The 19,544-nt window shown below is 42.2% G+C and carries 17 protein-coding genes and 1 riboswitch; of the genes, 4 read left to right on the top strand and 13 right to left on the bottom strand.

Features of this window, described 5'->3' with window-relative positions; all coding sequences use genetic code 11:
- The first annotated feature begins 3 nt into the window (after window positions 1-3).
- Window positions 4-2,619 carry a BamA/TamA family outer membrane protein gene (locus tag H9X96_RS00570; RefSeq protein ID WP_187664410.1) on the top strand — a complete coding sequence of 872 codons (2,616 nt, stop codon included), beginning with the start codon at window positions 4-6 and terminating at the stop codon, window positions 2,617-2,619.
- Window positions 2,620-2,709: 90 nt separating this feature from the next.
- Here the strand turns inward: H9X96_RS00570 and H9X96_RS00565 are convergent, their stop codons facing one another.
- Window positions 2,710-3,555, bottom strand: coding sequence for a S1 RNA-binding domain-containing protein (locus tag H9X96_RS00565; protein ID WP_187664409.1), 846 nt, complete (start codon window positions 3,553-3,555; stop codon window positions 2,710-2,712).
- A gap of 87 nt (window positions 3,556-3,642) precedes the next feature.
- On the opposite strand from H9X96_RS00565, the gene H9X96_RS00560 reads away from it, so the two are divergent.
- Together H9X96_RS00560 and H9X96_RS00555 are read left to right on the top strand one after the other, a co-directional pair.
- Window positions 3,643-4,275, top strand: a complete 633-nt coding sequence (locus H9X96_RS00560) for an ATP-binding cassette domain-containing protein (RefSeq protein ID WP_187664408.1) — start codon at window positions 3,643-3,645, stop codon at window positions 4,273-4,275.
- Window positions 4,269-5,360 (top strand): hypothetical protein, encoded by a 1,092-nt coding sequence (locus tag H9X96_RS00555; protein WP_187664407.1) that lies wholly within the window; start codon window positions 4,269-4,271, stop codon window positions 5,358-5,360. The genes H9X96_RS00560 and H9X96_RS00555 overlap by 7 nt, the downstream gene beginning before the upstream one ends.
- 15 nt (window positions 5,361-5,375) lie before the next feature.
- Here the strand turns inward: H9X96_RS00555 and H9X96_RS00550 are convergent, their stop codons facing one another.
- The 9 genes from H9X96_RS00550 to H9X96_RS00510 all read right to left on the bottom strand — a co-directional run bounded on the left by H9X96_RS00550 (window position 5,376) and on the right by H9X96_RS00510 (window position 13,456).
- Window positions 5,376-6,416: a HesA/MoeB/ThiF family protein gene (locus tag H9X96_RS00550; protein WP_187664406.1), complete on the bottom strand. Its 1,041-nt coding sequence runs from the start codon at window positions 6,414-6,416 to the stop codon at window positions 5,376-5,378.
- A gap of 4 nt (window positions 6,417-6,420) precedes the next feature.
- Entirely contained in the window at window positions 6,421-7,533 is a 1,113-nt protein-coding gene (gene thiH, locus H9X96_RS00545) for a 2-iminoacetate synthase ThiH (RefSeq protein WP_187664405.1), read from the bottom strand.
- Window positions 7,523-8,293, bottom strand: coding sequence for a thiazole synthase (locus H9X96_RS00540; RefSeq protein ID WP_187664404.1), 771 nt, complete (start codon window positions 8,291-8,293; stop codon window positions 7,523-7,525). The genes thiH and H9X96_RS00540 overlap by 11 nt, the downstream gene beginning before the upstream one ends.
- Window positions 8,281-8,952: a thiamine phosphate synthase gene (locus tag H9X96_RS00535; protein WP_187664403.1), complete on the bottom strand. Its 672-nt coding sequence runs from the start codon at window positions 8,950-8,952 to the stop codon at window positions 8,281-8,283. Before H9X96_RS00535 ends, H9X96_RS00540 begins: the two co-directional genes overlap by 13 nt.
- Window positions 8,949-9,749, bottom strand: a complete 801-nt coding sequence (locus H9X96_RS00530; RefSeq protein ID WP_187664402.1) for a hydroxymethylpyrimidine/phosphomethylpyrimidine kinase — start codon at window positions 9,747-9,749, stop codon at window positions 8,949-8,951. The genes H9X96_RS00535 and H9X96_RS00530 overlap by 4 nt, the downstream gene beginning before the upstream one ends.
- Complete coding sequence (locus H9X96_RS00525; protein ID WP_187664401.1) at window positions 9,731-10,372, bottom strand: thiamine phosphate synthase; 642 nt, start codon at window positions 10,370-10,372, stop codon at window positions 9,731-9,733. Before H9X96_RS00525 ends, H9X96_RS00530 begins: the two co-directional genes overlap by 19 nt.
- A complete protein-coding gene (gene thiC / locus H9X96_RS00520) occupies window positions 10,373-12,256 on the bottom strand; it encodes a phosphomethylpyrimidine synthase ThiC (protein ID WP_187664400.1) in 1,884 nt (627 codons plus the stop codon).
- 70 nt (window positions 12,257-12,326) lie between these two features.
- The gene (gene thiS, locus H9X96_RS00515) at window positions 12,327-12,530 is read right to left on the bottom strand and encodes a sulfur carrier protein ThiS (protein ID WP_187664399.1); all 204 of its coding nucleotides are present in this window, start codon (window positions 12,528-12,530) and stop codon (window positions 12,327-12,329) included.
- Between the two features lie 62 nt (window positions 12,531-12,592).
- A riboswitch (TPP riboswitch) is annotated at window positions 12,593-12,680 on the bottom strand.
- Between the two features lie 212 nt (window positions 12,681-12,892).
- Entirely contained in the window at window positions 12,893-13,456 is a 564-nt protein-coding gene (locus tag H9X96_RS00510) for a ferritin-like domain-containing protein (protein ID WP_187664398.1), read from the bottom strand.
- A gap of 71 nt (window positions 13,457-13,527) precedes the next feature.
- Here H9X96_RS00510 and H9X96_RS00505 point away from each other — a divergent pair, with 71 nt between their 5' ends.
- Window positions 13,528-13,752, top strand: coding sequence for a hypothetical protein (locus H9X96_RS00505; RefSeq protein WP_187664397.1), 225 nt, complete (start codon window positions 13,528-13,530; stop codon window positions 13,750-13,752).
- Here H9X96_RS00505 and H9X96_RS00500 read toward each other — a convergent pair.
- The 3 genes from H9X96_RS00500 to H9X96_RS00490 form a co-directional block, all read right to left on the bottom strand.
- Window positions 13,721-15,274, bottom strand: coding sequence for a DUF6850 family outer membrane beta-barrel protein (locus H9X96_RS00500; protein ID WP_187664396.1), 1,554 nt, complete (start codon window positions 15,272-15,274; stop codon window positions 13,721-13,723). The two genes, H9X96_RS00505 and H9X96_RS00500, sit on opposite strands and share 32 nt — an antisense overlap.
- A gap of 66 nt (window positions 15,275-15,340) precedes the next feature.
- Entirely contained in the window at window positions 15,341-16,666 is a 1,326-nt protein-coding gene (locus tag H9X96_RS00495; protein ID WP_187664395.1) for a DUF4876 domain-containing protein, read from the bottom strand.
- A gap of 11 nt (window positions 16,667-16,677) precedes the next feature.
- The gene (locus H9X96_RS00490) at window positions 16,678-19,458 is read right to left on the bottom strand and encodes a TonB-dependent receptor domain-containing protein (RefSeq protein ID WP_187664394.1); all 2,781 of its coding nucleotides are present in this window, start codon (window positions 19,456-19,458) and stop codon (window positions 16,678-16,680) included.
- Window positions 19,459-19,544: the final 86 nt, after the last annotated feature.

Raw genomic sequence — 19,544 nt, 5'->3', positions numbered from 1 at the left:
AATATGCGTTTTAAAAAAGAGCTGCAAGCGGCACTAATTATGAATATGGCGCTTGGAGCCATCCCTGTTGTGGGGTTCGCACAACAAACATTTAAAACAGACGCTATTACAGTGGCCATCGCCCCTGAATACGATAAAGTAAGTAGGTTTCACCGCTTCTGGCTTGGAGAGAGCTACCGAAAGTTATGGGCAACACCGGTTACCTTAAGGATCATGGATCTTCAAAAAGAAAAAGGTGGGCTAAAAATTATAAAACTTGGTGGCGGTATGCAAACCCGTTCCTTGCGTTTGGTTGATCCTACGGGAAAAGAATGGGTGCTGAGGACGGTACAAAAGTATGCAGACCGGAGTTTGCCAGAAAATCTAAGGGCGACCATCGCCAAAGACATTACTCAGGATCAAGTCTCTACTAACCATCCTTTTGCAGCTTTAATTGTGCCGCCATTGGCCGCTGCACTGGAATTACCGCATGCAAAACCGGAGATGGTCTATGTTGGGGATGATCCAGGACTGGGTGAGTATCGTAAAGAATTTGCCAATGCAGCCTATATATTCGAAGAAAGATCCCCTTCAGAGGAGAAAACCGACAATACAGAGAAGGTGCAAAAGAAAATCCAAAAAGATAATGATACCAAAGCAGACCAGAAACTGACGCTAAGAGCACGTTTGCTGGACTTCCTGCTGGGCGATTGGGATAGGCATGAAGACAATTGGCGCTGGGCTGGTGATAAAACCCCAGACGGAACAACTTACACGCCAGTACCTCGCGATCGTGACAAGGTGTTCTATAAAACATCCGGTGTTTTCCCATGGATCTTGAATCACCAATGGCTTAAAACACATTTACAGCCTTATTCTCCGACCATCAGAGAAGTGGAATACTGGAACTTTAATGAAAGGTATTTCGATCGGTATTTTTTAAATGAACTGAACGAAGCCGATTGGAAGGAAGCTGCAAAGCTGGTACAGCAGAAAATGACAGATGATTTGATCACGAAAGCTTTCAGGGAAATGCCCGATCCTATTTTCAAACAATGCGGTGAGGAGCTGATTACCAACTTTACCTCCAGAAGGAATCAACTGGAAGAACTAGCATTACGTTACTACCGTTTTCTATCGATTAATGTAGATATTGCTGCTTCCGATAAGACAGAGTATTTCGATGTAAAGCAACAGGAAGATGGGAAAGTTCGTGTTCATATCTTCAATACCAAGAAAGATGGAACTAAAGGCCGCCGTTTTTTTAACCGTACTTTCGATCCGCTGGTGACGAAAGAAATCCGGTTATTCGGACTAGGTGGAAAAGATGTTTTCGACGTACATGGAAAAAATGAATCTCCGATTAAGGTAAGAATGATCGGTGGAGACGAGGTGGATGAGTTTAAAATAGCGGAAGATGTACCTGATAAATCAGGATTATTTATCTATGACCGTTCTGATGAGACCAATGTACTTCCTCCAAAAGGCTATGCCAAATTGAGATTAGCTAAAGATACGGCCGTTAACGAGTTCAATAAAAACGGTTTCTTATATGATAGAAAGGGTGTACTTGTAGATGGGAATTACAATATTGATCAGGGAATTCAGCTTGGCGTAGGCTATATTTTTGAGAAACAAGGCTTCAGAAAGTCGCCGTATGCGTCTAAACAAGAGATCTGGGCACATTATTCTACCGGTAGAAAGTCTTTTATTTTAGACTACAACGGTGACTTTAAAAAGGTAATTGGCAACAACGACCTTAATATTGGTATCAATATGCTGGGCCCAAATAACCTAAGTAACTTCTTTGGTCTAGGGAATAATACAATTTATCAAAAGGATGACCATGATGAAGATTTGCCAGAAGGTGAAGATCGGGAAGATGGCATCTCTTATTACCGCAACCGATACAATTATCTGAATGCAAACATTAAGCTGAGAAGGGTTTTAGATCAATTCTGGACAGTAGAAGGTGGGTTATTGTTGTCTTATTATACGAGCAGCCGAAAGAACAACGAGGAACGCTTTTTAAATGATTATGATGCCTTGTATCCAGAACAGGAAGTGTTCTCTAACCGCTTTTATGCAGGGTTAACCGCTGGCTGGGCTTATGATACACGTGACAATATCGCGATTCCTACAAAGGGAGTTTTCTGGAAAACTACGATCTCTGCACAGCAGCGTGTGAACGGTGGTGAGGAGCGTTATGGCATTCTGAATACGGAATTCCGCTTTTACTGGAACCCAGGAAAATCAGGTCTGGTGATTGCCAACAGAATTGGTGCGGGGACCACAGTAGGTGATCCGGCGTTCTTTCAACACATACAGCTTGGAGGTGTAAATAGCCTTAGAGGCTTCAATAGCAGACGTTTTACAGGTAAAACAGGGGTATATCACAACCTGGACCTGAGATTGAAGCTATTTAACTTTACCTCGTATCTGGTACCCGGAACAGTGGGGATGATCGCTTTTAATGATGTGGGTAGGGTATGGCAGTCAGGAGAATCGAGCAGCAGATGGCATCAGGGCTATGGAGGCGGATTATATGTCATGCCAGGCAACCAATTCCTGATTCAAGGAACATTGGGCTTCTCTAAAGAAGCAACCATGCCTTATTTCTCTGTAGGCTTTAACTTCTAAATAGCAAGCCGATCCGCAGTAAAAAGATACCACATAGAAAAGCCGGTTATTTATATAAATAACCGGCTTTTCTATGGACTGTAAGTATAGTTAATCTGCTTCTTCGTCTACGAATAACTTGATTTCATGGTCAGAGATGGTGATCAGACGGTCTCTGTATAAACCGCCGATTACTTTTTTGAAAGCACTTTTGCTGATTTTAAAACGGTCGTAAATATCATCAGGAGCACTTTTGTCGCCTAAATGGACTACACCACCACAAGCTTTTAATTCATCAAGGATCACATCTTTGTTCTCCAGGATATGACCATAACCCATTGGCTGCAGGCTCAAATCGATCTTACCTTCTACACGAATTTTTTTGATCCATCCTTTTCTGATCTCTCCAGGGTTTAGCTGGTCAAAAAGCTCATTAGTATATAGCAAACCAATATATTTATTGTCTACAATGGCATTGTAGCCTAAGTCTGAACGATCGATGATCAATAAACTAACTTCATCCCCCTCTTCCAGATCGATATCCTGATCTTCCACATAATTCGTTAAGCGGGAAGAGGCAACCATACGGTCATTACTCTCATCCAGGTACACATAAACCACATGGTTGTCTCCTTTAAACATGGGGCGTTTCTGCTCACGCTGAGGAACATAGATGTCTTTATCGATACCAAGATTCATGAAAACACCATCTTCACCATCATCAACAACAGTCAGATAAGCGAAATCACCTACACAGGCAAAAGGTCTTTTGGTGGTTCCCATCAATCGGCCATCTTTGTGCATATACACGAAAACGTTGATGTTCTCTCCAATTTCGATGTTTTTAGGGACATCTACATAAGGTAAAAGTACTTCTTTATCACCTTCCGTTAAGATGAGGCCGTTTTCGGTTTTATTTATAATTCTTAGATCGTTATATCTTCCTATTTCTATCATTTTCTTGCAGGCATTTTTGCAAAGGTAGCGATATAGGCAGTAACATATCCATGATAAGGACATCTAAATGCAAAAAAATAAACGGAATTGATCAAATTATCCTTAAACCATATCGATAAAAAGTACGGAAGTCATGCCATCTTTTCTTTTGAAGAATGGCAGCTGGATCAGGGTATTTACTGGCTTAAAGGGGGGAACGGAACAGGGAAGACCACGCTCTTTAAAATGATTTCGGGACAAACGCCTTTCGAAGGCAGCTTGACTTTAAATGACATTAGCCTTAAAAATCAGCCGGTTACGTATAGGTCGATGATCAGTTATGCGGAGGCAGAGCCTCAATATCCAGCTTTTATCACCGGAAATGAACTGCTGAATTACCATATCGACGTTCGTTATGCAAACCCGGAAGACTCCATCTCCTTGATTTCAGCCCTGGGTATGAGTAGTATTATGGATCAGAAAGTTGGCAGTTATTCCAGTGGGATGCTCAAAAAACTATCTTTAATCTGTGCATTTGTAGGAAAGGTACAGCTTTATATACTCGATGAACCCTTGATTACAATGGATACTGCTGCCGCACAGGTACTCTATCAACTGATCAACTCCTACCATAAGCAAGGCTATTCCTTTCTGCTTTCCTCACATCAGGAGCTGGAAATGAATCATTTACCTATAAAACAAGTGTTTCAAATTGTTGACCGTCAGATCCAATCATGCTAAAACTGCTTTTAAAGACCTTAATTAAAGCATTTTATGCGGGGCATGCCGGTCTCTTTCTCTTTGGTTTTTATTTGGCTTTTGGTGTGGTAGAAGCCTCCCAGCTACTGAGTTACCATAAAACATTAATGCTCATGGTGTATGCTTCGCCCATGATCCTGGCTTTCGTATGCTGCTTTTGGGCACTCTATCTCCTCAAATGTTTGTTCTTCATTAGAAAACAAATGCAGCTGGAGCAGTATCATTTCCTCTGGTTATTGGCAGCAACAGCAAAAAAAAGACAATTCATATTATGGTTTCAGGTATATACGGTACTATTATTGCCAATACTAGTTTATGTCCTTCCTTTAATTTATGTTGGACTAGCTGAAAAGGCTTTTACAGCCGTTTTTGCCATCATCAGCGTGATTGTTTTGTTGTTAACTATGGTATCCGGCTATATGTTCCGGATCATTAATTATAGCCATGTTCCAGTCAAGGTTTATTTTGTCTTCCCTTGCCCCCAATTGAAGAAACCTTACTGGACATGGCCTTTGTACCATCTCCTTACTGAGCAGACACTGATGCTGTTTTTAAGTAAAATCCTGTCTTTTACGATGTTTACGGTAGTGGTGTGGATGTTTAATGATGTCTCGAAAGACCTGAGGGTGGCATTGATAGGGATATTAGCTGCTGTGCTGGCACACAGTATGGTGATCCAGGTGATGCTCAGGCAGGAAACAGATCAATTGTCCTTTGACAGGAGTTTACCCATTCGTTTGGGTACCCGAATGGGACATACGCTGCTCGTTTTCCTGGTTCTTTTTATACCTGAAATCTTATTTTACCTGCAGCGATCTGCATGGCAGTTCTGGCCGTTTATGGTCGCAATGGGATTTGGTGTCGCAGGGTTGATGACTTTAAGAATGGTATTGTATTGGATCAAATTAGACCTGGACCTCTACTTCAAATGGCTGCTGGCTTTCTTTTTTGTCAGCATGTTTGTGATCCTTGCTGGATACGCTGTTCCTTACAGTGTGCTGCTGTTAACCTGCTATTGTCTTTACTTTTTCTTCTTTTACTACCGGACAGATCTTAAAGAAATGTAAATATAAACTTTAGGTCTATTGCTTTAAAAGGCTGACAACAAATAATTCTTCTGTTCTTTTTGGGCCAACAATTTTCGTGGCCATCCTGCTTTTTGCGCCGGAAGTACAACAAAATACCAGTTTGCTTTGAAAAGGAAGTTCGTCAATTCTAGCTTCCAGATCATATAGTGAAATGTGAATTCCACCGATATTTTGTTCCTCGAATTCAAAAGCCTCCCGAACGTCTATCAAGCAAAATTCAACCTTGTTTTCTTTCCATTCCAATACTTCACTTGGAAAGATTTCCTCATACACGATGGCTTTCTTCTTACTAGGTTTAGGAGTCTGCTGGTCTTGATTTTCTGATTGAATATTATAAAGCTGCATATCATTATTTAGTGCATTGAAGATAAGGAGTTTTCCGGAAAGGCCATCGCCAAAACCACAAATCACTTTTATAGCTTCATTGGCCATCATGCTGCCAACGATTCCTGGTAAGGGGCCGATTACACCGCTCTCGCCACAATTGGGGCTGTCCTCATTGGCCGGGGCCTCCGGATAGCAATCCCGATAATTGGGACCTCCCTGATGATTAAAAACAGAAACCTGTCCTTCAAAGCGAAAAATGGAGCCAAATACCAGCGCCTTTCCTAAAGAAACGCAAGCGTCATTGACCAGGTAACGCGTTGGGAAATTGTCTGATCCATCAATGATCAGATCATAGTCTGCCATACATTGAGCAGCGTTTTCTGTCGAAATATGGAAAGGAAAAGCTTGCAGATGCAGTGTGGGGTTCAGTAAGTTTAGCCGTTCTACAGCCGTTGAAGCCTTATTTTTTCCGATATCCTGCTGCTGGAAAATAACCTGCCTGTGGAGATTGCTTTCTTCTACCAGATCTCCGTCCATTACCCCGATTTTGCCAATACCTGCCCCGGCAAGATAGAATAGGAGGGGACAGCCCAATCCACCAGCACCAATGATGAGCACCGCGCATTTCTGTAGTTTTTGCTGTCCTTCCAGGCCTAATTCTTCCAGTAAAATTTGTCGGTGGTATCTTTTAAGTCCTTCGTTTTGCATAGGTTTATTTCATTAAGCTCAAGTCCCAGTCCTTCCATACGGCTTCATAACCTTGTTTATGAATCATTTCGGCAATTTCAGGAGCAGTTCTTTCATCAGATATTTCGAATTGTTCTAAGGATTGCGGCTCCACAGCATAGCCACCTGGATTGGTTTTTGAACCGGCACTGATCGAGGTAATGCCCAGTTTGATGATGTGGTTGCGGAAACTGACCGATTCCCTTGTCGAGATCGACAATTCTACTTCTTCATTGAACAGGCGGTAGGCGCAGATGAGTTGTACCAGTTCGCGATCATTCATGGCTACTTTAGGCTCCAGTCCGCCGCTAAAAGGCCTTAATCTTGGAAAGGAGATGCTGTATTTACTTTTCCAGTATTTTTTCTCCAGATAATCCAGGTGGACTGCAGTGAAGAAAGAGTCTGTTCTCCAATCCTCCAATCCGATCAATACACCCAATCCCATTTTATGAATTACTGCTTCTCCTAAGCGGTCTGGGGTGTCCAGACGGTATTGGAAATTGGACTTCTTACCCTTTGGATGGTGCTTTTTGTAATCTTCCTCATGGTAGGTTTCCTGATAAATCAGGACTGTATTGAGCCCATAAGGAGTCAATTCCTGGTAGTCGGCAAGGTCTAAAGGCTGGACTTCCATGGAGATGTGTGCAAAATGAGGCCGAATCAGGTCCAGTACCTTTTTAAAATAATCCGTATGGACGGTTTGATTGGCTTCTCCGGTCACCAATAGCACATGCTGGTAGCCCATTTCTTTGATAACGGCTACTTCTTCCATGATTTCCATGGCGCTCAGTGTTTTCCGTTTCACCTTGTTGTCATAGCTGAAACCGCAATAGGTGCAGATGTTATTGCATTCATTGCTCAGGTACAGCGGCACGTACATCTGTATGGTGTTGCCAAATCGCTTCAAAGTAAGCTCCTGGCTCAATTTGGCCATTCTTTCCAGGTAAGGAGCCGCCGCAGGTGAGATCAGTGCTTTAAAGTCCTCTAATGTCCTTTCTGAAGCATTTAAAGCTCGTTCTACCTCTAAAGAGGTCTTCGTATAAATGCTTTTACTGGTCTCCTCCCAGTTCAGGCTTTGAAAAATCTCGTTAAATCTCATCTTCAAGGAAAGCGGTTAAGGGACTGCTCGCAACAGCCTGTGAATTAATCTGACCTAATTTGGCGAGGTAGGCCATTCTGCCAGCTTCTACAGCGATTTTAAAGGCCTCGGCCATTAGCACCGGATCTCCGGCAACTGCGATTGCAGTATTGACCAGTACCGCATCTGCTCCGATTTCCATGGCTTTTGCAGCGTCAGAAGGGGAGCCGATTCCGGCATCTATCACCACAGGTACCTGACTTTGACTGATGATGATTTCCAGGAAATCTATGGTTTTCAGTCCCTTATTGCTGCCTATAGGAGCACCTAAGGGCATGACAGCAGCTGTTCCTACCTCTTCCAATCGCTTACAGAGGACGGGGTCTGCATGGATGTAGGGCAACACTATAAAACCCAGTTTAGCCAGCTCTTCTGTGGCCTTTAAGGTCTCAATGGGGTCTGGCATCAGGTATTTGGGATCAGGGTGTATTTCCAGTTTAATCCAATTGGTTTCCAGGGCTTCCCGGGCCATCTGGGCAGCAAAAACAGCCTCTTTAGCATTTCTAACACCTGAAGTATTGGGTAGGAGGTGGAGCTGCGGGTGATTCAGGTGTTTCAACAGGTTCTCCGCAGGATGGTTGAGATTTATCCGCTTTAAAGCTACGGTGACCAGCTCTGATCCAGAGGCCAGTAAAGCGGCTTCCATGATGGCGCTGGAACTGAATTTTCCGGTTCCTGTAAACAGTCGGGAATGGAAGATTTTGTCTGCTATTTTGAACATGATTCGCTAGGGGTTAAAGGGTAAAGGGAAGGTTGGTTTTCGAGCTCCTGGTAAAGCTGTTTGATGAGTAGATCAGTGTCTGGCTTGTTGGTTAAAACACCGGAAAGTGCCAGCCCGTAAATGCCAGTTTTTAGGAGTGCCGGAAGGTCTTCCGGAGTAATGCCTCCAATGGCAATTATGGGAACGTTGATGTTGGCATTTCTCACCTGATCTATGATTTTTTTATAGCCTTCCAGGCCTAATATAGGGCTGAGGTTCTTCTTTGTGTTCGTAAAGCGGAAGGGGCCTAGTCCAATGTAATTTGCACCTGCTGCTGCGGCATTTTGCAAGTCTGCAAAAGTGTTTGCGGTAGCACCAATAAATTTATCCTTACCTATTAATAATCTGGTTTTTATGATGTTTATATCATTTAGTCCTACATGTGCTCCATGGGCGTCTGTAGCCTTGGATACCAAAGGGAAGTCATTAATAATTAATTTGCTTGCAAATTTTTTGCAGAGGTCATTTGCAGCTTTAGCCAGGTTTAAAACCTCGTTTTCTGCCTGATCTTTTACGCGAAGCTGAATCCATTTCCCACCGGCATGTAATACCTGTTCGATGGCTTCCAGATGGCTGACCTCAGCGTTGGTTTGGGAGATGTAATGTAGTCTGTCGATCATGAGTTGTGGTCGCCTAAAAGGCTGGTGTTACTGTTTAAAAATTTCTCGATATACTGCTTGCCAAAGAGACAAGATTTTTGAAGGGAATTGCCCAAAGCAAGCTGGGCAGTAATGGCAGAAGATAGGACACATCCGGAGCCATGTTTTGGATAGACAGCCGGGCTTCCCGGACTGAATTCCAGCCGCTCATTTTTGTCGAAAAAATAGTCGGTGCCCGGTGTTAATGGATGGTGCCCCCCTTTCAGCAAAACTGCGCAATCCATCGACCATTTCAGGCAAATCCGTGCTACTGCTTTGATATCTTTTTGACCCTCTTGATCAGCGCCAATCAAGGTCTGTAATTCCAGATAATTGGGTGTAATCAAATACAGCCGTTTTAAGACGTCTTTAAAAACAGCTGAATCCGAAGTCCAATCGTTGAAGTTATGTCCAGCACTGGCTGTTAAAATAGGGTCTAGCACAATTTTAATCTCCGAATCAAATGAGATTAAACAATCGCAGACTGCTAATAAAGTTTCCAGGTCTTTGATTAATCCGATTTTTACCACTCGTATCGGGAACTTGTCAAGAAATGGCTGAAGCTGTGCGAGGATTTGTTCCCTTTCCAGCCAATCGTTTTTCAAAAACGCAGTATCGGTTTGAATGGTCATGGCAGTGCATACACCAAATCCATACACCCGATGCGCTTCGAAAGTTTTCATATCGGAGAGCAGTCCGGCTCCGGCACTGGGGTCTAAGCCAGCAATGCTGATCACGTAAGGTCTATCTGTCGATGGCACTATGCGGTGGTTTGACATGCTTGATTTATTTTCTTAAAATTTGGTATGGCTTGTTTCGGTGAATTCCAAAGCGCCCCTAAAACTGCTGCCCCATCAAAATTCATTTGATGCAATTGACCGATTTTTAAATCCGTAACCCCACCCAAAGCAATCACCCTTGTATGGACTTGGGACAGTTTTGTACCCTCAGTATGCGCCTGGTTCAGATCAGCTGTCAGGGGCAGTTTAAAGTTTGCTGGAATCATTCCTGGGTAGGCTTTCTTGGAGATGCTTTGAAAAACAGGGCCAAAAAATGTATATTTAAAATGAAGTAAATCAGGTAAATCTATCATTGAATGTATGGAAGTACTTAAAGTGGTGCTAGGTTTCGCTGTAAGATCAAGGTGCCTTGCTTCTATACGTTCTCTTTCTTTAAAATGAAATCTGTGAATGCCAAAATCAACGGCAAGCTCATGAAATTGGTGCAAGGCAATACATTCCAGATAATGAGGATTGATTTCCCGAAGCAGTACCTCATAAGCTCGCCTGTCCGCTGATTCTTTCCTCAGGTGGAAGCGCTGCATGCCCAAGTCAAACAGTTCGTTGATCAGCTGCGCTTCTCCCTTAAAAAAGCTGGGTTTTGAAATGACAATCAGTTCCACTTATAAATAGATTTCACTTCCTTTTGCGGCAAACTCTTTAGATTTTTCGGCCATTCCCTGATTTATGGCTTCGGATTCTTCAAGACCTTGCTTAGCGGCATAGTCCCTTACATCCTGTGTAATTTTCATCGAGCAGAAGTTCGGGCCGCACATTGAGCAGAAGTGTGCGATTTTAGCACCATCCGCAGGAAGGGTCTCGTCATGAAACTCTTTTGCCGTATCCGGATCCAGGGAAAGGTTAAACTGGTCTTCCCATCTGAATTCAAATCTTGCCTTGCTCAGCGCATTATCACGGTATTGTGCACCAGGGTGTCCTTTGGCTAAATCTGCGGCATGGGCTGCGATCTTGTAAGTGATCACGCCATCCTTTACATCTTTTTTGTTCGGTAAGCCCAAGTGTTCTTTTGGCGTAACATAGCAAAGCATCGCAGTACCGAACCAGCCAATCATTGCTGCACCAATTGCAGAGGTAATGTGGTCGTAGCCAGGGGCGATGTCTGTAGTCAATGGTCCTAAAGTATAAAAGGGTGCTTCCGAACAATGTTCCAGTTGTTTCTCCATGTTTTCTTTGATCAGGTGCATGGGTACATGGCCTGGACCTTCGATAATGGTTTGGATGTCGTGCTTCCAGGCGATTTTTGTCAGTTCTCCTAAAGTTTCCAATTCTGAAAACTGCGCTTCATCATTTGCGTCGGCAATACAGCCCGGACGTAAACCATCTCCTAAAGAGAAGGCCACATCATAGGCTTTCATGATTTCACAGATTTCCTCAAAATGAGTATACAAGAAACTTTCTCTATGGTGAGCCAGGCACCATTTTGCCATGATGGAACCACCACGGGATACGATTCCGGTGACTCTTTTTGCGGTTAAAGGAATATAGCGAAGCAATACACCGGCATGGATTGTGAAATAATCTACGCCTTGCTCTGCCTGCTCAATCAGGGTGTCTCTGAAAATTTCCCAGGTCAGGTCTTCGGCTTTGCCATTTACTTTTTCTAAGGCCTGATAAATCGGAACCGTTCCAATAGGGACAGGCGAGTTACGAATGATCCATTCGCGGGTCTCATGAATGTTTTTTCCGGTGCTCAGGTCCATAATCGTGTCTGCGCCCCATCTGCAAGCCCATACTGCCTTTTCAACTTCCTCCTCGATAGAAGAGGTCACTGCAGAATTTCCAATGTTAGCGTTGATCTTAACGAGGAAATTCCGGCCGATGATCATAGGCTCTAATTCTGGATGGTTGATGTTACAAGGGATCACGGCTCTGCCAGAAGCCACTTCAGACCTGACAAATTCAGGGGTAATATAGCCTTTTGGTGTATTTGCGCCAAAACTATGGCCTTGATGCTGGTGTGCCATCACGCCATACTGCGCGCCAAGCTGTTCAGTCAAAAGGTCAATCCTTTGATTTTCACGAATGGCGATATATTCCATTTCGGCAGTAATGATGCCTTTTTTCGCATAATGCATTTGAGAAACATTCATTCCTTTTTTCGCGCGGTATGGTTTATTCAGGTGGGAAAAGCGCAGGTTGTCTAGTTTTCCATCTGCCAGTCGCTCCTGACCGTAGTCAGAAGAAATCTGATCCAGCTGGTCTACATCTGCTCTTCCGGTGATCCAGGTTTCTCGAAGTCTTGGTAAGCCTTTTTTGACATCAATTTCTGCATTTGGGTCAGTATAAGGACCACTCGTATCGTAAATCGTTACTGGAGGGTTGCCCTCTGTGGCACCAAAGCCATTGTGGATTTTGGTCTCGCTTAAAGTGATTTCACGCATCGCTACCTGGATGTCGTGGAGCTGTCCGGGAACAAATATTTTTTTTGAGGCCGGAAAAGGAGTGCGGCTGATGACTTGCTCGTCTGGAGTCTTTTCGTGTTTCATGTTTTTCGGTTTCTTGTTGAAGAAATGACTATGCTTAGAATGTTAAGGTGTTCTGGTGTGGAGTAGAGGGCTAACCTCCTTGGGTGGCTTTAATGAGGGTGAGTCGATCGCCATCCTGGAGGAGCCGTTCTGGCCATTCCTTTTTAGAAATGATGGTTTGATTGATGGCCACAGCAATCCCCTGAATGGGAATTTGAAGCACGTTTAACAGCAGCTGTTCTACGGAACAAGTTTCGCTGATCGGATAGTTTTGTTGATTTACAGTTATTTCCATTTTTTGATAGATAGGAAAAACTATAGGCATGACCTTTTTACAGGCATGAAAAGACGGCAAACGGATTTGCTTCTACTTTTCCCTTCGGCAGTACTAACTGCATCAGGTTCAAAGGGTATTTCTCAGCGCAAGGCACCCCTAAAGTTTTTTTGTAAAACTAGGCTATTTTTCTGAAAAACAAAATTGGTGTTGAAAAAATCCAGAAAAATGAACTGAGTGGCCTTCATATCAATTGGTCATCATAAGGGAGGACGGTAGCTGAGCGTAGTTTCTAACAAAAATAACGAACCCCTCAGGTATAAACCTGAAGGGCCGGATTAAAATTGTAATTGGGGGATGCGGTGTATTAAAAAAAAATCGATTTACTCAGCAGCTGCCTGCTCGTTGATGAACTCTTCAGCAATCTCGGTGAGCGCCACATCCGTATCTTTTTCATTGTCTAAGGTTTGCTGCAGCAGTTCGGCCACTTCTGTATGGCCCATATTTACTGCAAATGTTCTCAAGGTGCCATAAGTTGCAATTTCATAATGTTCCACTTTTTGTGCAGCGAGAATTAAAGCGGCATCACGTACCAGGGTTCCTTTTTCGGTATCTTCAATGATAGAATTTGCTTCTTCTACCAATCCTTCCATGGCATCACATTTTTTAGCCTGAGCTTTTTCTCCTAGTGCTTCGAAAACTTGTTCGAGTGTTGCAATATGCGTCATGGTTTCTTCCGTATGCTTTTTAAATGCGGCTGCGAGCTCCGTGCTGGTCGCGGCTTTCTGCATTTTTGGCAAAGCTTTGGATAAATGTTTCTCTGCCCAATAAATGTCTTTCAACTCATCAATAAAGAACTTGTGAAATTCAGAGTTCTCCATTTTTCCATTTTTTCCTTTTGAATTTGCTACAGTTTTAGTACTGCTAGTTTTCGTTGTAGTTGCCATAATTTATGTTTTTCTTTAGGTTCGACTTATGCCCCCTATAAACCAGTCCAACACAAAAAATGTTTAACGGGATGATGAAAATAATTATTTATTTATCTAAAGGGCAGTTGGTTATGAAGATGTGCTCTGAAATACAAAAAAAAGGAGTGGAGCAGAGCTTTAAGTCAGTACCTGGTAAAAAACAAAAAAAGCTCGAGTTGATGAATGATAAATTTTACGATCAAAAACTTAAGCTGTTGAGATTAAAATTAAATGCCTTAGCATCTAAAAATAGAAGTTTAAAGAAAGGTTCGTAGAAAATCGTTGATTCCCTGGAAGGGTTGCCACAGCTCTGTCTAAACTTTTGAATTGAATCGCTTCATTGTAGCTAAATCCTAGTTTTATTCCTGTTTGAATCTGTCTGAAAGTAGGGAAGGTGTAATCTGCCTGTACGGTTCCACTAAAATAATCAGCGGTATTGACCAGGTAATCGTGATAGATGACTGTTTTAGTGAAAGCTCCCTGATTAATCACCGGAACTACAAACTGATCATTTATATTTTTCGAATACACACCTTTCACATTCATTCCGAAACTCTGGTTCCTTGAAAACTGTCTGTTGAAGCCGAATCCCAGACCGGGTTTAATTGCATTGTAAGAAAGGATGTTCGCTTTTGAGCCATCCTGACGTTCTTCTCCATCTTTTCTCAACTCTAGTACATAGTTGAAATTTATTTTACCAGGTTTACTCAATATTGCTTTTATGCCCCATTGTTCCCGATTGTATAAGTAATTATTGGCACTCACTTTATAACTGAAATCTTCCCCATCTAAATTACTGTAGTTTGCGATTAGTAAAAGCTGATACTGCGCCAATTTTTTCTTCCAGGCCAGATCAAATTTATAGCTGCTCAGATAATAATCGTTAAAAAAATCACCATAGGTAATGTCTGGAAATTTGTTGAGGAAATTCTGGGTTTCTTTAAGGTAAGATCCCAACCAGAAGAATGTTCCAAAACTGGGGTTTTCATAATTGAGGTACGTATCAATCCCTTTGCGCGATTGCTTATTGTGGAAAAGTCTATTAATTGCTTTCATATCAGGATCTCCATAACCGTTGACTAAATGGGTGATGTACTGCGGCTGATCGGTATTATTCTCGTTTTGCTTGTTTTTATAAGCGATGTCTGTTCGTTCTTCTCCATAACCGTAGCTAAGACCTAGCCCTAACGATAGTCCTTTAGAGAGTTGGTATCCCAGACTTGCCTGCATATTAAATTGATAGTCATTTAGCTTCGCTCTGGGGTCATTGGTCGAATAATGATCACCAATTCGATAATCAATTCCAAGGGCAAGTGGAAAATTATTACCGATCATGTTGCGCTGTGCCATTGCATTAAACTGGTATACAGAACGTTCGTAGTTTACGTTCCTTTCCGAGGCATAGTATAGCGGTGCAGTGGTGTTATTTCTGGTTTGATGCGCCCATCGGGCACTATCTTCCCTAATTTTATGGTACACTAAAGAGCCCCATAAGGCTACATCAGAAAGGGTCGTTTTTCCCTCTGTTGCAAAATATGTATCATTTGTTTTACTGCTTTCCTGGTAAGGCATAAATCTGCCTTTTGTCAATTGGTGACCTAAAGTCAGGGTATTGAAGCCATCAGGCATACTAGCCGTGAAAAAACTTTTGTTTTTTGCGAAATTATAAAAATTATAAGCCGCAGAATCTATGGCAAATGACCTGGCTCTCCTACTTGCAGTCGAATCGGACTTTTGAGCGTAGGCAGCAACCGTACAAAGCAGCAGCAGTAAAGCAATCGTATATATTTTTTTCATCGGGGAATTGGAATAATTAACGGTCATGAACACTAAAATGACCGTTATTTAAATAATCAGCAGATTTTATTGAAAACCTCTTGGATTTGCTTTCTCTAGATAGAGAAAATCTTCAGTAGAGTTGTTCGTATCTTTTAGGATAACCCTGCCATTTACTGTTTTCTCAGTTTTTCTAATGACAGATTGTGAACTGTAATTTCCTTTAGGAACGAAGGTGAATCCAGCATCAACATTAGCACCTAATTTTTTCGGAAAACGGCTGGAAGCAATATTTGGCTGAATTTCCAGGCCATCAATCAGGTATTTTACCGGAATTTGGAAGTACTTTTTCACTGTAGGCAATGGAGCTGTTTTTAAAGGCTCGAAATATTGCGGCCATTCTCTCACTTTTTGCGTGCCATCCACTTTGAAAATAACATAGCTGTCTTTCCCATTGGCATCCAGTATCATGTCATTTCCTGAATATGAAAGGATTTCAATATTAGGAACTTGAGGGTTGTTTACATCTGATGAAAATGGTTTTCCGCCAAGAATATCCCCATAATATGCTTCAAAATCAGCACCACTCAGGTCAATTGTTAGTTCTGGATCTCTAACCGTAACTACTTTGCCATCATTTCCAGTAAAAGGTGCTTTGTGATTTAAGGCAGTTTGTGCCACAATAATGCTTTTTCCTGGTTGTACAGGGTACTGTTTTCCGGTACCAGGGATCATATATAAGGTTTTCGCATACACATAATCCTTGTTCGCATTGGCGCCATCTACCATACCAATTGATTTGCTCCAATCCATTTGACCTGTAGCCGTATAATTCATATTTGGAGATTCACTGGAAACCCTTCCATTGAGCTGCGCAAAATAAAGGCTATCCGCGTATAAAACCTGATCGGTGTTGTTATAGAATTCCAGGAATTGATCTCTGAAGATCGCTCCGTTAGTGGTATTAGAGCCAGCATAATAGATTTGTTTGATCAGCCAGTCGCCAGGTGTGCCCGCAATTAATTTTAGGTCTAATACTCCAGTAAAGGTGGCATCAACTTTTTTGTTTTTTGCGGATGCATTAAAGGTCACTGAACCATCTGTTGGGATTCCGGTAATTCTTGTATAATCTGCTGCCCTGATCGTTAAGTTCGCATCAATGTCGTAGCTTCCTGGTGAAACTGACTTAAAAGCAACCTTTCCTGAAGCATCTGAAGTCAGCTCCATGCTCGCTTTGCTCTCGGTATTCGTGATTTTAACAATGATTTTTTCAAGTGGTAAAGTATATCCCAGGGACTGGTCGTCAAAACTAAGGTTGATGTCCATATCCACGGGTTGTGTTCCAGGAGTTTTGTCTTTTTTACAAGCCAATAAACTGGCCGCGAGGAAAAGGCTAAGTACAAGTTTTTTCATGAGTATTTATATTAGAGTTTTAATGATAATTCTGCGCCGAAAGTAGGGAGGGGGTTAGGGTTAACTATGGTTCCGCCAGCCGTGGTATAAGTTGGCTGATAATTGAAAACATTGTAGACATTGAAAGCGAATTTGAACCTTTTTTTAATCTCTTTTCCAATACTCATATGATAATTGGGAATGATTCTAGGAAGGTTACTTTCTTTATATGAGGTTTTTGAGACTTCCAAGTGACCATATAAAGGGTCTTTTGAATTGAAATCTGTAATACTGATATATTCAAGACCATTATTGAGGTAGGCAATTGGGATACCCGCATTGTCTGGAACTTCTGTTTTTTGAAGCAAAGCAAATTCTGCCGTAAACTCTGCAATCAAACTGATGTTTGGGATGTGAGTGGTGGCAGAAATCCGGGCGTTACTTTGGTAGGAGATCGGCGTAATGCGTCTATAGATACCAATGCGGCCATAGTTAGGGTTGGTATTGCTATTTTCAACCGGATTGTCTCTTTGATTCGACTGATTTGTCGTTGCCGTCCTAAATATGCCGGTACTCAGGTTAAAGGAAGTGGCAATCGCTTTGATCGGAGGTGTGCTCATCATGAATTCCAGTCCGCTGCTGTTAGATTTTAAGCTGTTTTCAAAAGAATAGTACGTCAGTAGTTGATTTTCTGTCCCTGTTTGCGTGATGATGGGTTGCTGACCAGTTAAGAATTCTGCTGAATATCGAGGTAATGGCACTACCCGTAGCTGTTCCACTGTATTAATACCATTTCTGGCCATTTTGTAAAATGCTGACATTGAAAGGTTAAATTGGTTTACTTTCAAATTTGAAGTAAACTCCAGCGTTTGATTTTGAGCTGGTTTCAGGTTCTTATTGGTCGGGTCGTATCGATCCAGGTATAAGAGATAAATACTTTCATTCGCCATCCCATTATATTCCACTAACAATGGAACTTCCATGAAGGTGGGACCGGGAAAGCGCTGTGCTAGCCCTGGGGCTTTAAATCCAATACCATAAGCCAATCCTAGTTTTAAATTGTCGCTCATCTGGTAATTGATATTGGTTCTTGGCGCAACAGAGGCAAAACCATTTTGTACATCCAGGCGCACACCGGTACGGAAATTCAGGTCTCTGCCGGCAACCTTCAATTTAAATATGTCTTCTGCGTATAGGCCAATGTCTTTTTGGGCTATAGCCAAGCCGAAATCATAATACCTTTCAGATCCGGTAGATTTGAATAATGATGCTCCTGTGGGTTTTGTAGCCGCATCGCTCCTTGGTCTTGATGGGTCAGACATACGTCCTTCTCCTTTATTGGCGCTATGATTGAAACTTGTTCCAAAAGACAGGTAATGTACGGTTTTGCCGATATTGAATTCCGCATTGAAATCTAGCTTTGCCGAAAGGTTCACAGGTCGGCCGTCTACCAGTGAAACGGCATTATAAATTCCAGAAGCAAACTGACCCGCTGTAATACCCGTAGTTGTAGCCTCAGAATATAAAATATAGGCCACATTCCTTAATTCTTCTAAATAAGTTTGTTGATGCCCTTCAGTGTATTTTAAATTTAATCCGATATTTTTCAGAAAATTACCATTCAAGCGGTAATTCATCCGGTTTCCGATGCCAAAATTCCAGCTGTCGAACCTGGTTTTAGTGGATTTCGGATCGTCAGGATCTTGTTTGATTCCATCCAGATTTCTTCCATAATCCAGGCTAAAGGTGTTTTTCAGTTGCTTTTCCCGACCAAAAGAATTTGTCCACATGGTATTGGCATTGATCCGCTGGTAAGCTTTCAGTTTTTCCCTTTTGTCAGAGAATGAATTGACATAATTCAATCCCATGTTTAAAGCACCGAGGTCACGGTCTAATTTCAAACCTTTCGAAAAACTATAGGAGGTGGCATTGTCGCGGAGCTGCATACGAATCTGAGCAGGCCCAGCACCTGCCTGACGTTCTACAATAATGGCTCCATCACTGAGGTCGCCATATTTTGCGGATGGCACACCGGCAATCACTTCTATGCTTTCAATATTATCTGCAGGGATTTGTCGGAGGTCGGTACCTCCAAAGGCATAGTCGCCAGAGTACGCCAGAGTTCTTGCACCATTTAGCCCCCAACTATTGGGACTTTTCATGGTAGAACCCGATAATCCGGTTAAGCCTGGATTGTAGCTCTGCATATTGGCGTTATTACTGATCGCCTGACCATCTACAATGATGGCAACACCAAATGAATTATTCAGGGTGAAGGCATCTCTGCCATTGTTCCGATCCGGATAAGCAGCCCTTAAAGTTAAATTTTGTACGTTTTGTAAGGATGGCGGACTGGTTTTCCGGTTTGGAATCAAATTCAGCAGATCGTTTAAGCTCAACGCCGGAATCTGTTCAATCATGTCCCTGTCTATGATGATAGAGGAATTGGAAGATCCTTCCCCATTACTTTTTGCGCTAATTGAGATTTCCTTTAAACTCAGGTCAAGTGTTTTAAGGGTAATAACCCCTAAATTAATTTGCTCTTTATTGATAAAGACCTGTTTGGTGATTTTCTTGTAACCAATGTAGCTGAACTCCAGGTTGATCTCCTGATCGCTCACTTCTGAGGCCTGAATCGTAAAAGTTCCGTCTTTTTTGGTGATGGTATACTGATTCGTTTCCACCAATTTAATGTTCACCAAATCAATAGCCTGGTGGGATTCGTTATTCACTTTTCCAGTGATGACCGCTTTCTTTTGCCCATAAATAGCCGTTGAAGCTATTAATAGCAGTGTGGTGTATAGTAATTTCAATTTAGACTGATTCTAATCTCAGCTGCAAAATTGTACTTTTTACACTAATAAAACAAGTTATTTAGAATAATTCTACGGAATGGCTT

Origin of the sequence: Pedobacter sp. N36a, from assembly GCF_014472395.1 — a bacterium.
Taxonomy (GTDB): Bacteria; Bacteroidota; Bacteroidia; order Sphingobacteriales; family Sphingobacteriaceae; genus Pedobacter.
The sequence above is the reverse complement of the archived record's forward strand: the minus strand, read 5'-3'. Positions and strand labels throughout refer to the sequence as shown.

Coding starts and splice junctions, on each gene's coding strand:
- H9X96_RS00570 (WP_187664410.1), top strand. CDS start 4: ATGCGTTTTAAAAAAGAGCTGCAAGCGGCACTAATTATGAATATGGCG.
- H9X96_RS00565 (WP_187664409.1), bottom strand. CDS start 3,555: ATGATAGAAATAGGAAGATATAACGATCTAAGAATTATAAATAAAACC.
- H9X96_RS00555 (WP_187664407.1), top strand. CDS start 4,269: ATGCTAAAACTGCTTTTAAAGACCTTAATTAAAGCATTTTATGCGGGG.
- H9X96_RS00550 (WP_187664406.1), bottom strand. CDS start 6,416: ATGCAAAACGAAGGACTTAAAAGATACCACCGACAAATTTTACTGGAA.
- thiH (WP_187664405.1), bottom strand. CDS start 7,533: ATGAGATTTAACGAGATTTTTCAAAGCCTGAACTGGGAGGAGACCAGT.
- H9X96_RS00540 (WP_187664404.1), bottom strand. CDS start 8,293: ATGTTCAAAATAGCAGACAAAATCTTCCATTCCCGACTGTTTACAGGA.
- H9X96_RS00535 (WP_187664403.1), bottom strand. CDS start 8,952: ATGATCGACAGACTACATTACATCTCCCAAACCAACGCTGAGGTCAGC.
- H9X96_RS00530 (WP_187664402.1), bottom strand. CDS start 9,749: ATGTCAAACCACCGCATAGTGCCATCGACAGATAGACCTTACGTGATC.
- thiC (WP_187664400.1), bottom strand. CDS start 12,256: ATGAAACACGAAAAGACTCCAGACGAGCAAGTCATCAGCCGCACTCCT.
- thiS (WP_187664399.1), bottom strand. CDS start 12,530: ATGGAAATAACTGTAAATCAACAAAACTATCCGATCAGCGAAACTTGT.
- H9X96_RS00510 (WP_187664398.1), bottom strand. CDS start 13,456: ATGGCAACTACAACGAAAACTAGCAGTACTAAAACTGTAGCAAATTCA.
- H9X96_RS00505 (WP_187664397.1), top strand. CDS start 13,528: ATGATGAAAATAATTATTTATTTATCTAAAGGGCAGTTGGTTATGAAG.
- H9X96_RS00500 (WP_187664396.1), bottom strand. CDS start 15,274: ATGAAAAAAATATATACGATTGCTTTACTGCTGCTGCTTTGTACGGTT.
- H9X96_RS00495 (WP_187664395.1), bottom strand. CDS start 16,666: ATGAAAAAACTTGTACTTAGCCTTTTCCTCGCGGCCAGTTTATTGGCT.